The organism is Actinokineospora sp., from assembly GCF_050699995.1.
GTDB lineage: Bacteria > Actinomycetota > Actinomycetes > Mycobacteriales > Pseudonocardiaceae > Actinokineospora.
This window is the reverse complement of record NZ_JBOHGC010000307.1, coordinates 1-13,035: the sequence shown is the minus strand read 5'-3', so window position 1 is coordinate 13,035 and position 13,035 is coordinate 1. Positions and strand designations below refer to the sequence as shown.

Annotated in this window: 13 protein-coding genes and 1 pseudogene; 6 read left to right on the top strand and 8 right to left on the bottom strand. The window is 71.1% G+C overall.

Annotated features, from left to right (window positions below):
• Window positions 1-12: 12 nt before the first annotated feature.
• Complete coding sequence (locus ACRDSQ_RS15300) at window positions 13-1,533, bottom strand: NCS2 family permease (protein ID WP_431421814.1); 1,521 nt, start codon at window positions 1,531-1,533, stop codon at window positions 13-15.
• Window positions 1,534-1,550: 17 nt separating this feature from the next.
• Between ACRDSQ_RS15300 and ACRDSQ_RS15295 the strand changes: the two genes are divergently transcribed.
• Window positions 1,551-1,811, top strand: a complete 261-nt coding sequence (locus ACRDSQ_RS15295) for a DUF2530 domain-containing protein (RefSeq protein WP_431421813.1) — start codon at window positions 1,551-1,553, stop codon at window positions 1,809-1,811.
• On the opposite strand, the gene ACRDSQ_RS15290 is transcribed toward ACRDSQ_RS15295, so the two are convergent.
• Complete coding sequence (locus ACRDSQ_RS15290; protein WP_431421812.1) at window positions 1,808-4,828, bottom strand: sacsin N-terminal ATP-binding-like domain-containing protein; 3,021 nt, start codon at window positions 4,826-4,828, stop codon at window positions 1,808-1,810. The two genes, ACRDSQ_RS15295 and ACRDSQ_RS15290, sit on opposite strands and share 4 nt — an antisense overlap.
• Window positions 4,825-6,117: a DUF3027 domain-containing protein gene (locus tag ACRDSQ_RS15285; RefSeq protein ID WP_431421810.1), complete on the bottom strand. Its 1,293-nt coding sequence runs from the start codon at window positions 6,115-6,117 to the stop codon at window positions 4,825-4,827. Before ACRDSQ_RS15285 ends, ACRDSQ_RS15290 begins: the two co-directional genes overlap by 4 nt.
• A 67-nt stretch (window positions 6,118-6,184) precedes the next feature.
• Between ACRDSQ_RS15285 and ACRDSQ_RS15280 the strand changes: the two genes are divergently transcribed.
• The 3 genes from ACRDSQ_RS15280 to ACRDSQ_RS15270 all read left to right on the top strand — a co-directional run bounded on the left by ACRDSQ_RS15280 (window position 6,185) and on the right by ACRDSQ_RS15270 (window position 9,207).
• Window positions 6,185-6,976, top strand: a complete 792-nt coding sequence (locus ACRDSQ_RS15280) for a glutaminyl-peptide cyclotransferase (protein WP_431421809.1) — start codon at window positions 6,185-6,187, stop codon at window positions 6,974-6,976.
• Between the two features lie 79 nt (window positions 6,977-7,055).
• Complete coding sequence (locus ACRDSQ_RS15275) at window positions 7,056-8,747, top strand: MFS transporter (RefSeq protein WP_431421807.1); 1,692 nt, start codon at window positions 7,056-7,058, stop codon at window positions 8,745-8,747.
• A gap of 10 nt (window positions 8,748-8,757) precedes the next feature.
• On the top strand, window positions 8,758-9,207 hold the full coding sequence (locus ACRDSQ_RS15270) for a DUF2771 family protein (RefSeq protein WP_431421805.1): 450 nt from the start codon (window positions 8,758-8,760) through the stop codon (window positions 9,205-9,207).
• Window positions 9,208-9,213: 6 nt separating this feature from the next.
• Here ACRDSQ_RS15270 and ACRDSQ_RS15265 read toward each other — a convergent pair whose 3' ends face one another.
• Window positions 9,214-9,600: a cold-shock protein gene (locus tag ACRDSQ_RS15265; protein ID WP_091379276.1), complete on the bottom strand. Its 387-nt coding sequence runs from the start codon at window positions 9,598-9,600 to the stop codon at window positions 9,214-9,216.
• A gap of 187 nt (window positions 9,601-9,787) precedes the next feature.
• On the opposite strand from ACRDSQ_RS15265, the gene ACRDSQ_RS15260 reads away from it, so the two are divergent.
• Window positions 9,788-9,979 carry a hypothetical protein gene (locus tag ACRDSQ_RS15260; RefSeq protein WP_431421816.1) on the top strand — a complete coding sequence of 64 codons (192 nt, stop codon included), beginning with the start codon at window positions 9,788-9,790 and terminating at the stop codon, window positions 9,977-9,979.
• Between the two features lie 16 nt (window positions 9,980-9,995).
• Here ACRDSQ_RS15260 and ACRDSQ_RS15255 read toward each other — a convergent pair.
• Both ACRDSQ_RS15255 and ACRDSQ_RS15250 read right to left on the bottom strand, forming a co-directional pair.
• Window positions 9,996-10,085: pseudogene (locus ACRDSQ_RS15255) on the bottom strand (HAD family hydrolase); the annotation flags it as partial.
• Window positions 10,082-10,687, bottom strand: a complete 606-nt coding sequence (locus ACRDSQ_RS15250) for a TetR/AcrR family transcriptional regulator (protein WP_431421803.1) — start codon at window positions 10,685-10,687, stop codon at window positions 10,082-10,084. The gene ACRDSQ_RS15250 and the pseudogene ACRDSQ_RS15255, both read right to left, overlap by 4 nt.
• Window positions 10,688-10,841: 154 nt before the next feature.
• Here ACRDSQ_RS15250 and ACRDSQ_RS15245 point away from each other — a divergent pair, with 154 nt between their 5' ends.
• Entirely contained in the window at window positions 10,842-12,065 is a 1,224-nt protein-coding gene (locus tag ACRDSQ_RS15245) for an Nramp family divalent metal transporter (RefSeq protein WP_431421802.1), read from the top strand.
• Here ACRDSQ_RS15245 and ACRDSQ_RS15240 read toward each other — a convergent pair.
• Window positions 12,055-12,444, bottom strand: a complete 390-nt coding sequence (locus ACRDSQ_RS15240) for a VOC family protein (protein WP_431421801.1) — start codon at window positions 12,442-12,444, stop codon at window positions 12,055-12,057. The two genes, ACRDSQ_RS15245 and ACRDSQ_RS15240, sit on opposite strands and share 11 nt — an antisense overlap.
• 103 nt (window positions 12,445-12,547) lie before the next feature.
• The coding region (locus ACRDSQ_RS15235) for an AMP-binding enzyme (protein ID WP_431421800.1) at window positions 12,548-13,035 on the bottom strand (488 nt) is incomplete at its 5' end.

Genomic DNA, 13,035 nt, shown 5'->3' with positions numbered 1-13,035 from the left:
ACCACTCCCGGACTACGCGAGGGCGGCCTGGATCGGGCCGATGGCGAAGTAGACGATGAAGGCGACCGCGACCACCCACAGCAGCGGATGCACCCCGCGGGCCCGGCCGGTGACCAGGCGCAGCAGCACATAGCTGACGAAGCCCGCGCCGATGCCGTTGGCGATCGAGTACGTGAACGGCATGACCACGATGGTCAGGAACGCGGGCAGCGCGATGCTGAAGTCGCTGAAGTCGATCTCCCGGATCTGGCCCATCATCATCGCCCCGACCACCACCAGCGCCGGCGCGGCCGCCTCGATCGGCACCACTTGGTACAGCGGGGTGAAGAACATCGCCAACAGGAACAGCAGGCCCGTGACCACGTTCGCGAGACCCGTGCGCGCGCCTTCCGCGATGCCCGCGGCGGATTCGATGTAGACGGTGTTCGAACTGGTCGACGCGGCACCGCCCGCGACCGCGCCGAGGCCGTCCACGAACAGCGCCTTGCTGACGTTGGGCAGCTCGCCGTCCTTCTTGATCAGCCCGCCTTCCTTGGCCAGACCGGTCATCGTGCCGATGGTGTCGAAGAAGTCGGTCAGCACCAACGTGAACACCAGCAGCGCGGCGGTGATCGCGGGCACCCGCCACCACGCGCCGAACGAGACGTCGCCGAGCAGCGACAGGTCGGGCAGGCCGACGACGGTGTCGGGCAGCGACGGGTAGCCGAGGTTCCAGCCCTTCGGGTTGGCGCCCAGCGACGGGCCCGCCTTGACGATCGCCTCGATGATGATCGAGAGGACCGTGCCGGCGAGGACGCCGAGCAGGATGGCGCCCTTGACCCGCTTGGCGACGAGGATGCCCATCACGATCAGCCCGACCACGAACACCAGCGTCGGCCAGGACGCGATGGAGCCGTTGATGCCGAGGCCGACCGGGACCGGGGTGTTCGCCGAGTCGGGCAGCCTGCGCACGAACCCGGCGTCGACGAGTCCGATCAGGGCGATGAACAGGCCGATGCCGACCGCGATGGCCGACTTGAGCGAGCCTGGGACGGCGTTGAACACCACGGTCCGCACGCCGGTGACGACCAGGAGCAGCACGACCAGGCCGTTGATGACGACCAGGCCCATGGCTTCCGGCCAGGTCATCTGCGGGGCGATCGTCACCGCGACCAGGGTGTTGATGCCCAGGCCGGTGGCCAGCGCGAACGGGTAGTTCGCGACGAGTCCGAAGAGGATGGTCAGGACACCGGCGACCAGCGCCGTGGCGGCGGCGACCTGGTGCACCGGCAGGATCGCACCGAAGAGGTCCCGGTGGGCGGCGGCGTCGTCCGCGGCGAAGCTGCCGATGATCAACGGGTTGAGGACGATGATGTAGGCCATCGTGACGAACGTGACGAGCCCGCCGCGAACCTCGCGGGCCGGGGTCGAGCCGCGTTCGCTGATTTTGAAGAAGCGGTCCAGGGCGGACCGGTCCGGCTCTTCCGCGTCTGACGTTTCGGGGCCTGGTGCTTCGGGGCCTGGTGCTTCACGGTGCTGCTCGCGCTCGGCCATGCCGTAACCTCCGGGATGTGGCCGAGGAACACACTCAGACTCTGCGTCCGCCGCCGCCGCTGCCCGGGCGGCTGCTGGCGCTGGGTCCCATCGTGTACGTCGGCACCGGTCTCTGGTTCCTCGCCGCGGTCGCCCTGCTGATCGCCGACACGGTTCCACGGGTGTGGCTGTGGACCTCCCTGTCGGGCGCCGCTTTGGGCATCGTAGGTGCCCTGATCATGTTTTGGCAGCGCCGAGCGTCCCTTCGTGGCTCCAGGGGCGCGCAGAAAATCGATTAGATCAGGTGGTTGGCCGGGTCCTCGATGAGTTCGGCGAGGGTGTGCCGGTCGAGCCAGCGGTCCGTCGTCCAGGCCAGCGCGCGGGCCAGCGCCTGCGGGGTGTCCTCGCAGTGCGCGATGCCGTCGTGGACCCACCACGGCGCCGGGTGGTCGCCGTCGGCGCACTGGATGACGAGTTTGTCGTGGACCATCGCGCCGCCCTCGGGCACGTCGACCCCGAGCAGGTCGCACGCCGCCGCGACGGCGCCCAAGTCGGCCCAGGGCACGAACTCCCCGGCGGGCGCGGGTTCTCCGGCGACCTCTTCGGACGCGAGCGGCAGGTCGAGCAGGTCCGCCAAGGCCTCGGCGAGCGCGAAGTCGGGGCCCGCGGAGATGACCGAGTCCTCGCCGACGACCGCGAGCAGCCAGGGGGCGTCGAGGACGGAGCACTCGTCTTTGACGGTTCCGGCGAGGGTGCGGACGCCGGCGGGCGGGCGCACGTCGGCCGGTTCGATGACCTCGTCGACAACCGCTTCGGCGAGCGCGGCGTGAGCGCGCAGCACGGTGCCTGGGTTCACCGCACGGTCTAGGTCGCCGAGCCTGCCCAGCAGTTCCTCGGCGTCGTCGGCGTTCTCGATGGTCAGCTCGGTGCGGACGCCGATCGCGGCGAGGACCCGCGGGTCGACGCCGATGTCGGGCACCTCGTCGTAGAGCCCGGCCAGTTCACGGGCTTCGGGCATCCGCCACTCGCCGGGGGCGGAGCCGCCGATGACGGCGTGCCGGGAGATCCACCAGCCGGTGTAGCCACCGGCTTCGTGCAGGGCGCGCCAGGTGTCGGGTTCGCTCGCGAGCAGGGCCAGCGCGCGGGGCCAGGCGTCTTCGGTGACGAGGTCGAGGTCGCGCACGGCGATGACCCGGCTGGGCGGGTCGGGGCTGGCGTCCCACCAGTCGGCCTCGTCGGCCAGGTCGTGGTCGGGCCCGGTCGGGTTCTCGTCGACGACCAGCGCGAAGGCGTCGAGCACGCCGAGGGCGATGAGGACTGATTCCGCCCATTCGGCGGCGAGGTCGGCGCTGAGGACACCGACCGGCGAGTCCTCATCGAGGACGTCGAGCAGGGGCGAGCCGGGAAGCGCGAGCTCGTCGGCCCGGCGCCAGTCACCCACGGAGTCGGGCAGCGCCAGCGCGCCGAGCCAGGGCTTGTCCCCGGCGCGGACACCGGAGTCGCGGACCAGGCGGAGCACGACCGAGACCAGACCGGAAGTGTCCACACCGGACTCGGCGTCGTCGAGGCTGCTCTCGACGGTCTCCTGGAGCCCGTCGAGCACGTCGATCGGCACACCGACGTGGGCGCCGAGCTTCTCCAGGACGGGGTGCGCGGCGTCGGCGTGGACGACCCGGAGGGCGCCGACTTCGGTGTGCGCCAACAGGTCGAGCAGGTCGGCGGCGCCGTCGAGCAGGACGGTGCCGCGCGGGCCGGGCAGGGTGCGGCCATCGGCCAGCGGGACGGGGAGCCCACCGAGTTCGGCGCGCGCACCGGGGTCGGTGTCGACAATCGGGGCGAGCGCGGCGTACAGCTTGCGCCACCAGGTCGGCGGGCGGGTGATGCCGGTGATCAGCTCGACCAGCTCGGCCAGCCGGATGCGTGGGACGTCAAGTGCGGCAAGGGAAGCGGTGTGTCGCTGGGCGGACAGCGAACCGTCGAGGAGATCGGGAAGGACGTCGGAGAGCAGCTCGGCGAGCCCTTCGGCTTCGACGTCGAGCACCTTCGAACGGGCGGGTGAACGGTGCTTTCCCTTGGCGGGCAACCATTCGGCTTGCCGGAGTTCGGCCAGCAGCATATCGCGAAGCCGGTCGTCCACTTCGGACAACGGGAAACCCGCTTGCGGCACCAGGCTGGTCCGCCACTCGTCGGCGACCAGGCGCACCAGCGAGGGATAGGCCTTGGCCGCCTCGGCTAACACCGCGTCGGCGGCGGCCCCGGGGCGCACCCGCCTGCGCGTCGGCTCGATCGGCAGCGTCGCCACGAGGCGGGCCGGGAGGGAGAGCCGGTCGTCGGTCGGGGTGGGGGCGTGCAGCACGTCGACGGCCTGCGGGCGCGGGATGCCTTTAGTGTCAACGGGAACGGCCCAGCAGGCTGTCCAATGTGGACGCGCTTCGACGCCGAGGGTGTCGGCGATGTCTTGGCCGAGGGCGCCTTCGACGCGGTAGACGAGCCAGGCGGAGACGCCTTCGGGGCCACGGATCTCGACCCGGGCGCCCTCGCCCGGCTGCGTGATGGCTGACGTGGGGTCGTCCAGCGAGGCCGGGATCGGCTCGTCGGCTTGCTCCCAACCGGCTGGTTCTTCGAGCGCGGCGGCCTCGGCGATCGGCTCCTCGGCGCGTTCCCAGACCGCGTCGTCGATTTCGATGCGGTGCAGCCCGGGGAGGGCCAGCAACAGGTCCACGGCCTGCTCGGCGAACCCGGCCAGCAACGCGGCCCCGTCGACGTCGGCGCGCAGCGGCAGCCGCACCTCAGTGGCGAACCCGGACGGCGGCGTCTCGTCCACGGGCCAGACCAGCCTGAGCACGGGAACCCGCCCGGCCCGCTCAGCCACCCGCGCGGCCAGGGTCGCGACCTCGCCCACCGCGGCTCGCGTGTCGTCGGCGGAGAAGGCGACACCCCCGTCCACCGACACCACCCGCGGCGCGTCGGTGACGGCGAGGACGGCGGCGAACCCGACCCCGAACTGCCCGACCCCACCGGCCTTCGCCGAAGCCCGCAGGGAAGCCAGCGCGGCTACACCGGCGGCGTCCAGCGGTCGGCCGGTGTTCGCGGCCCGAAGCTCATTGTCCACAAGGGACACACGGAGGATCCCGCTGCCCTCCGCGGCGTCGGCGGCGTTCTGCGCGAGTTCGACGAGCAGCCGGTCGCGGTAGCCGCCGAGGTAGAGGTCTTCCTCAGCGTTGGCGTCCTCGCGGAACCGGGTGGGTGAGGCGGTCCAAGCCGACAACACCGCCGCACGCAGAGCGGCCGTGTCGAACGGATCGAGCCCGCTCACCCGACCGGGTCGGACTCGTCGCCAGACCCATCCACGTCAGGGACCACGGAGTCGGTGGCAAGCTGCTCACCCGCAACAGGCTCGTCCACGTCGGGCACCACAGCCTCAGCCATCTCAGCCGGGGCCTGAGCCTCACTGGCCGGCTCTTCGACCACGGGCTCGGCCGCCGCCACCTCCACGGCCAAGTCGTCATCGACCTGATCGGCGGTCACCGACTCCGGCGCGCCATCCACCGGTTCCGCATCAGCCTCACCAGCACCCGAGTCGCTTCCGGCAGCCTCGCCACCACTTGTCCACAGCCGGCCAGCTTCATCCACAGGCTCGGCCACAACCCCCTGCGCAGCCCCATCCGCCGGTAGACTGTCCAAGGGCTGTCCCCCCAGGGTGGGCGGGGGTGTTTGCTGGGGCTCGGCGGCGGCGTTTTCTTCGTTGTCGGTGTGGCGAAACTGCTGGTCGGAGCCGGTGGTGCTGGCTGCCGTGGGCTCGGACTCATCCCCTTCCGCAGCTTCGGCGGGCGCGATTTCGGCGGCCGGTTTGGCCGCTCGCTCCGCGGGTTCGTAGTCCAGGGTGGCGTCGTCGTAGATGAGGTCTGCGACGAGGACCGGCGAGATCTGTTCGACCTCCGCCTCCGAGTGGGCGCCGCAGCCGTATTCGGCGTGCACCACGCGGCCGTCGGCGGGGGCCATCTCGTTCCCGCAGACGCCGAAGGCCGCTCCGAGGGCGCCGGTGATCTGCAGGTAGAAGGCGCAGGTGCCGCAGTGGGCGGGGGCGCTTCGGGCCATGTCCGCTTCGGGGCCGAAGTCGCTCGCCTGCCAGCGTTCCGCGGCCTCGATGCGGCCCAGGCGGGACATGACGCGGGGGCGGCCGAGGCCGATCTCGAGGGCTGTCTCCTCGACGTGCGGGTCGTCCGAGCCGAGGTACGACGGCGCGAGCCGCGGGTCGTCGGGGGCGGTCGGGAGGAGATCGCCGACGCCGAGGTCGCCTGCCTGCACGCGCTCCTGCCACGGCACCCAGGGCGGCGCCGTGAGGGCGTCGGGGCCGGGCAGCAGCACGACCTCGCTGACCGTCACTTTCGTGTCCGGGCCCGCGCTTGAGATGGTGACCGCCCAGCGCCAGCCCCGGTAGCCGGGTTTGTCGGCTTCGAAGAGGTGGGTGACGGCGTGGGAGTCCTCAGGCTCGGCCGCGACGTGAGTTCCGACCTCCGCGCCTGCCTGTTCCTGGGCGGCGGCGCGCGCGAAGTCGACCGCCGCTAGCAGCGCGGGGTCGGTCACGGCTTCTTGTGCTGGCATCGGGCTCATCACGCACGATTGTGCCCCACGGCCATCGGGCCTTCGACAGCCATGCCACGCTAGAACCGTGATCGCCCGTCGCCTCGCCGCCTCCCTGGCCCTGGCCTGCCTCGCCGCGGGCTGTTCGGCGCCCACCGAACCCGCCCAACCGCCCACCGCGAGTCCGGCGAAACTGACGGCGGAAGTGCTCGAAGACCGGCCGCACGACGCCGCCGCGTTCACCCAGGGCTTGGAACTCGTCGACGGCGTCCTCTACGAGGGCACCGGCTTGGTCGGGCAGTCCGAGATCCGCGCGACCGACCCGACCACGGGTGCGGTGAAGCAGCGCAGCGCGCTCCCGGCGGAGTTCTTCGGCGAGGGCATCACGGTCGTCGGCGACCGCATCTGGCAGATCACCTGGCAGGACGGTGTCGCCATCGAGCGGGACCGGGTGACCTTCGCCGAACGCCGCCGGGTCGAGTACCAGGGCGAAGGCTGGGGACTCTGCTTCGACGACGGCGGCCACCGGCTGGTCATGAGCGACGGCACCGACAAGCTCACCTTCCGCGACCCGGACACCTTCGAGCCGCGCGGCGAGGTCAGGGTCGCCGGTGAGGACGGTCCGGTGACGCGGCTCAACGAACTGGAGTGCGTCGACGGCGCGGTCTACGCGAACGTGTGGCAGACCGACCAGATCGTCCGCATCGACCCAGCGTCGGGCAGGCTCACCGGTGTCGCCGACCTCTCGGCGCTGTTCCCGCGCGAGCAGCGGGCGGGCGCGGACGTCCTCAACGGCATCGCGAACGTCCCCGGGACCGACGAGTTCCTGGTGACCGGGAAGCTCTGGCCCAAGATGTTCCGCATCCGCTTCGCCGGCTGAGACGTTCGTCGCGCATCCACGGCCGTCCTTGCACGTCTAACAACCCGGAAGCACTCCAGTACGGCAGGATGGACATGTGATGCGCTCCGGTTCCGCCGATCACCCGCCACCCGGCCGCGGCCGCCCGGGCGACGCGAGCGGCGCGGCCCGGAAAGGCCAGAAGCGGTGGGGCTACCAGCCGCCCGCCGAGCCGCCGACGCGCGCGGTCCCGCCGTGGCGCGAGGAACCGCCGACGCACGCCATCCCGGCCCACCGCCCCCCGACGCGCAGGCTTGAGCACCCCGAGTACGAGACCTACGGCGACGTCGGCGGCTACCCGCCCCCGCGCGACCAGCCGCCGCATGACGACCGGCCGCCCGCGCCGCAGTACCCGAAGAAGCTGACCGTCACCCGGGTCGCCGCGCTGCGCAGCAAGCAGCTGACCAGCCAGGCGGTCGCGGCGTTCAAGCGCGCCGCCCACGCCGACGGCGCCGATAAGTCCGGCCTGTCCGCGCTGACCTACGCGACGATGTTCAACTACGCGGGCGACGCGGCGTTGGCCGTGGCCCTGGCGAACACCTTGTTCTTCTCCGCGGCGAGCGGTGAGAGCAAAGGCAAGGTCGCCCTCTACCTGTTGATCACCGTCGCGCCGTTCGCGCTGCTGGCGCCGGTCATCGGCCCGATGCTCGACCGGCTGCAGCGCGGGCGCAGGCTCGCGATGTGCACCGCGTCGGCCGGTCAGGCGCTGATGAGCGTGATCATGGCGTTCAACTTCGACAGCTGGCTGCTCTACCCGGCCGCGCTGGGCAAGATGGTGCTGTCCAAGTCGTTCACCGTGCTCAAGGCGGCGGTCACACCGAGAGTGCTGCCACCGGAGATCACCCTCGCCAAGACCAACGCCCGGCTGACGGTGTTCGGCCTCGCGGCGGGCGCGGTGCTCGGCGGGATCGCGGCCCTGTTCGCCAACATCTTCGACTCCCCCGGCGCGCTGTGGTTCACCGTGGTGATCTGTCTGGCGGGCGCTTTCCAGGCCCTGCGCATCCCGGCGTGGGTGGAGGTCACCGAGGGCGAGGTGCCCGCGTCGATCAGCGCCCACCCGGACAAACCCAAACGCCAACCCATGGGTCGACACGTCGTGGTGTCGCTGTGGGGCAACGGCACGATCCGCGTGCTCACCGGTTTCCTGATGATGTTCGCGGCGTTCGCGGTCCGCGCGGAGAACGAGACCGACGCCGTGCAGCAGCTGCTGCTACTCGGCTTGATCGCGGGCGCCGCGGGCATCGGCAGCTTCGCGGGCAACGCCGTCGGCGCGCGCATCCACGTCGGCAGGCCCGAGCAGGTCGCGCTCGGCTGCGTGGTGGGCGCGCTCGCCTCGACGATCATCGCCGCGTTCACCGCGGGCGTCGTCGCCGCCGCGATGGTGGGCCTCGTCGGCGCGGTCGCGAGCGCCTTGGCGAAGAACAGCCTCGACGCGGTCATCCAGGACGACCTGCCCGAGGAGTCCCGGGCGTCGGCTTTCGGCCGGTCGGAGACGGTTTTGCAGCTTGGCTGGGTGTTCGGCGGCGCGGTGGGTGTGTTGATGCCGCCGATCTGGTGGGTCGGCTTCCTGGTGGTGTCCGTGTTGCTCGCGGTCGGTCTGACGCAGACCCTGCTGTCGCGCCGCGGGCAGACGCTGATCCCGGGGCTCGGCGGCGACCGCCCGGTGCGCCCCGGCCGCATCCGGATGCCCGGTCTGCGACCCGCGACACTGCACGAAGGCCCACCGCCGCCGCCCCGGCGGGCCGGGCCGTAGGGTCACCGGCGTGCGCCGAGTCCTCATCACCGCCGTCGCCGTCGCCCTGCTGGCCGGGTGCTCGGCGACCCCGCCGCAGCCCGACGTCACGTTCTACGCCGACGGCAACGCCGTGCGCGCGACCCCGCAGATCCTGTGCGACATCGCCGAGCGCAAGTGCGACGAGAACCCGGACGCCTTGGTCGGACTGAAGATCCGCCCGGGCAAGGTCGTGCAGGTGTCGGTGTCGTCCGAGATCGCCGAGGAACCCTGGGGCGTGCTGTTCTCCTACCTCGACCGCCAAGGCAAGCGGGTCGATGCGAGCAGCCGGATCTTCCTGCCCGCGAACAAACAGCACGCGTACACGCTGGAACTGCCGGACTCGGCCGACCAGCTGCTGTTCGCGGCCGTGCAGAAGCTGGCCGTCGTGAACGGCGACCAGCTCCTGCGCACCGGCCAATGGGTGATGCAAGCCAACTAGCGCGGCTTAGGGGTCGAGCTCCCGGGCGACGGCCCGGACGACCTCGGAGATGCGCTTGGTGACCTTGCGGTCCGGGTAGCGCCCGCGCTGCAGATCGGGCTGGATGACCGACTCCAGCATCTTGATCATGTCTTCGACCAAGCCGTGCAGCTCCTCAGCGGGCCTGCGCTGGGCTTCGACGACCGACGGCGGGGCGTCGATGAGCCGCACGGACAGCGCCTGCGGCCCGCGGCGGCCGTCGGCCACCCCGAACTCGATGCGCTGGCCCGCCTTGAGCCCTTCGACTCCCGCGGGCAGGGCGGAGGAGCGGACGTAGACGTCCTCACCGCCATCCTGCGTGACGAACCCGAAACCCTTCTCCGAGTCGTACCACTTGACCTTGCCGGTCGGCACTGATCTCACCGTTCCCTCGTCGACTTGTCCCGCCCGCGTGTGCGCGGACCGCGTCCCACGCAAGACGAACGCGCCCTGGGCGTGCCGGGGCGCGTCTCTCCAGAGTAGGCCAAAGATGGGCGCTCGGGTTACTTCGTATCCACACCACCGCGGCGTTACGTGTCGGGGCCCGAACTATCCTGGTCCCATGACCGAAACCGCACGCGGCAACCGGATGCTGACGATCGCGTTCGTCCTGTTCGCGATCGGGCTGGTCGCCGTGGTCGCGATTTTCGTGCTCGCCGCCATGGACAGGCAGGCGCCGTGGCTGTGGATGGTGACCATGGGGCTGCCACTGGGGCTGATCCTCGGCATCGGTCACGCCGTGCGGCGCAGGTGACCGTCCAGCCACGCCTCTCGGCGGCGAGGGTGTTCATCAGCAGCACCATGCCGGGCCGGGGGTCGATCAGCGTCATGTCGAGGTCGAACCCGATGGAGAGGCTCACCGCGCGACGCCGATGAAGTGGTCCACGGCCGGGCCGACCACGGCGGAGACCGCCCGCGCGGTCTCGGCGGGCGTGCCCGACGGGGACGCGGCGTAGCTGACCGCGAGCCGGACCATGTTCTCGGCGACGAGCCGGAGGTCTGCGGGCGCGGCGGCGGGCCAGCTGTCGACCAGGCACGCCGTGAGCCGGTGGGTGGCGGTGGACAGGATCGGGCCCGCGTGGTTGGTGACCAGTTCGAGCAGGCCATCGCTGCCGTCACCGGCGACGATGGCCTTGATCAGCGGTTCGTCGGCCGCGGCGGTGAGGAACACCTCAAGGGCGGCGGTGACGGCGTCGGTCGGCGAGTCGACGTTGGCGGCGACCGCGCCCTCGACCGCGGTCAGGAACCGGTCGGCCTCACGCAGGATGTAGGCCTGGGCGAAACCCTGCCGGGACCCGAACTCCTTGTAGAGGGTCTGCCTGCTCACCCCGGCGGCCTTGGCGACGTCGGCCATGGTCGTGTCCGGCCAGCTGCGCTCGCGGAGCACGTCGCCCGCCGCGGTCAGCAAGGTGTCCCGCAGAAGCGCTTTCGTCGCCTCCGCGTAAGGCACGCGAACAGTCATGGGCCCGAGATTACAGCTGAGCCAAAGGTGTCAACTGGCTGGACAAGTGGTGGGCCGTGCACTGGAATCCGCCTTCTCCGCGCGGATACGAGCGAGATGGTTGACAGAACAACATCAGGTGTCCAAGCTCGCCTGTGCGAGAGGGGGAGCCGACTTGGCGACGACCGCAGGGGGCCGCGTTCGGGCGGGCGCGCCGCTTATCGGGCCGGGTTTCGTCGCCGCCATCGCCTACGTCGACCCCGGAAACGTCGCCACCAGCACCGCCGCGGGAGCCCGACACGGGTACGCGCTGCTGTGGATCGTCATCGGCACCACCGTCCTCGCGGGCATGATCCAGTACCTCGCGGCGAAGCTGGGCCTGGTCACCGGCCAGTCGCTGCCCGAGGCGGTGCGCGACCGACTCGGCACCCCCGCTCGACTGGCCTACTGGGCGCAGGCGGAACTGGTCCTGGTCGCGACCGGGCTGGCCGAGGTCCTCGGCGGCGCGATCGCGCTGAACCTGCTGTTCGACGTGCCGCTGCTGCTCGGCGGGCTGATCACGGGAACGGTGTCCACCGGGCTGCTCGTGATGCGCGACCAAGCGGGTCAGCGCAAGTTCGAGCACGTCGTCCTGGCCCTGTTGGCGATCGTCGGGATCGGCTTCCTGGCGGGCCTGTTCGCGGCGCCGCCGTCGGACGCGGACATCATCTCCGGCGTCACCCCGCGTTACATCGGGCCGGACAGCCTGTGGCTGATGGTCGGCATCCTCGGCGCGACCGTGATGCCGCACGCGGTGTACCTGCACTCGGCGCTGGCCAAGGACCGCGGCGCGCGGGCCAGCACGGAAGGCCTGACCCGGGCGCTGCGCACGACCCGCGCCGACGTGGCCACGGCGATGTCGCTGGCGGGCCTGGTCAACATCGCGGTGCTCATGCTCGCCGCGGGCGCGCTGCCCGCGGAGTCCCATGTGGACTGCGTGGCGGGCGCGCACGCGGCCGTCGGCGAACACCTCGGACCGGTGTTCGCCCTGCTGTTCGCGATCGGCCTGCTCGCCTCCGGTCTCGCGTCGACGGCGGTCAGCACGCACGCGGGCGCGGTCGTGATGTCGGGCCTGCTGCTCAGGCGGGTCCCCATGGCCGCGCGCAGGCTGTTCACCCTGGTGCCCGCCATCGCCCTGCTGACCATCGCCGACGACCCCACGCGCACGCTCGTCGGCACTCAGGTCGTGTTGTCGTTCGGCCTGCCGTTCGCGCTGATCCCGCTGGTGATCCTGACCTCACGGCGGTCGCTGATGGGCGCGCGGACGAACCACCCGGCGGTCACGGCGGTGGTCTGGGCGGTCACCGCCGCGGTGGTCGTGCTCGACGCCGGGCTGGTCTGGCTGACGGTCACCGGCTGACCTTCTCCTGGTGCAGACAGAGGATGTTGCCCTCGGAGTCGGTGAACCAGGCCGCCTTCTCGCCGTCCATGTCGGCGATGTGGTTCTCGGTGTGCAGGTCCGGCAGGTCGTAGTCCTCGAACCGCACGCCGCGGGCCTCGAGTTCCTTGATCTCGGCGGCCACGTCGTCGACCTCGAAGCTCAGCACGGTGTGCTTGCTGGGCACGGTGTCCTTGGCGGGCATCAGGCCGATGGCGTCGCCCTTGCCCGCGGCGAAGATCGGGGAGCCGTCGGAGCCCATCGTGGTGAAGCTCAGGCCCAGCTTCTCGGCGTAGAACCGGCGGGCACGCTCCACGTCCGACACCGGGAGCATGGTCGTGATGGCTGATTCGGAGAGCATGGGACCTCCCTGGGGCCAGTCCGCGCCGATCGGCGCGGACCATCCATGCTGCGCCCGAAACGCTTGCCGCGCAACGGGTCCAAGTCCTGTGTCGACCCGTTCGCTAGGCGTGCCGGACGTCGGTGTCCAGGCCGAGCAACTCGACCGCCGCCTGTCGCATCTCGACCTTGCGGATCTTGCCGGTGACCGTCATCGGGAACTCCTCGACGACGTGGACGTAGCGCGGGATCTTGTAGTGGGCCAGCTTGCCCGCGCAGAACTCACGCACCGACTCGGCCGTCAGCGGCTCGGCGCCCTCCTTCATCCGGACCCACGCCATCAGTTCCTCGCCGTAGCGCTCGTCGGGGACGCCGATCACCTGCGCGTCGAGCACCGCCGGGTGCGTGTAGAGGAACTCCTCGATCTCGCGCGGGTAGATGTTCTCGCCGCCGCGGATGACCATGTCCTTGATCCGGCCGGTGATGTTGAGGTAGCCCTCGTCGTCCATCACCGCGAGGTCACCGGTGTGCATCCAGCGGGCGGCGTCGATCGCCCCTGTGCTGTTCCCCGGTCCTTCTCCGGCCTGCTCCCAGTAGCCCAGCATCACCGAGT

Bases quoted from the DNA above. Each gene is read 5' to 3' on its own strand.
- ACRDSQ_RS15300 (WP_431421814.1), bottom strand. From the start codon at position 1,533: ATGGCCGAGCGCGAGCAGCACCGTGAAGCACCAGGCCCCGAAGCACCA.
- ACRDSQ_RS15285 (WP_431421810.1), bottom strand. From the start codon at position 6,117: ATGCCAGCACAAGAAGCCGTGACCGACCCCGCGCTGCTAGCGGCGGTC.
- ACRDSQ_RS15275 (WP_431421807.1), top strand. From the start codon at position 7,056: ATGCGCTCCGGTTCCGCCGATCACCCGCCACCCGGCCGCGGCCGCCCG.
- ACRDSQ_RS15260 (WP_431421816.1), top strand. From the start codon at position 9,788: ATGACCGAAACCGCACGCGGCAACCGGATGCTGACGATCGCGTTCGTC.
- ACRDSQ_RS15250 (WP_431421803.1), bottom strand. From the start codon at position 10,687: ATGACTGTTCGCGTGCCTTACGCGGAGGCGACGAAAGCGCTTCTGCGG.
- ACRDSQ_RS15240 (WP_431421801.1), bottom strand. From the start codon at position 12,444: ATGCTCTCCGAATCAGCCATCACGACCATGCTCCCGGTGTCGGACGTG.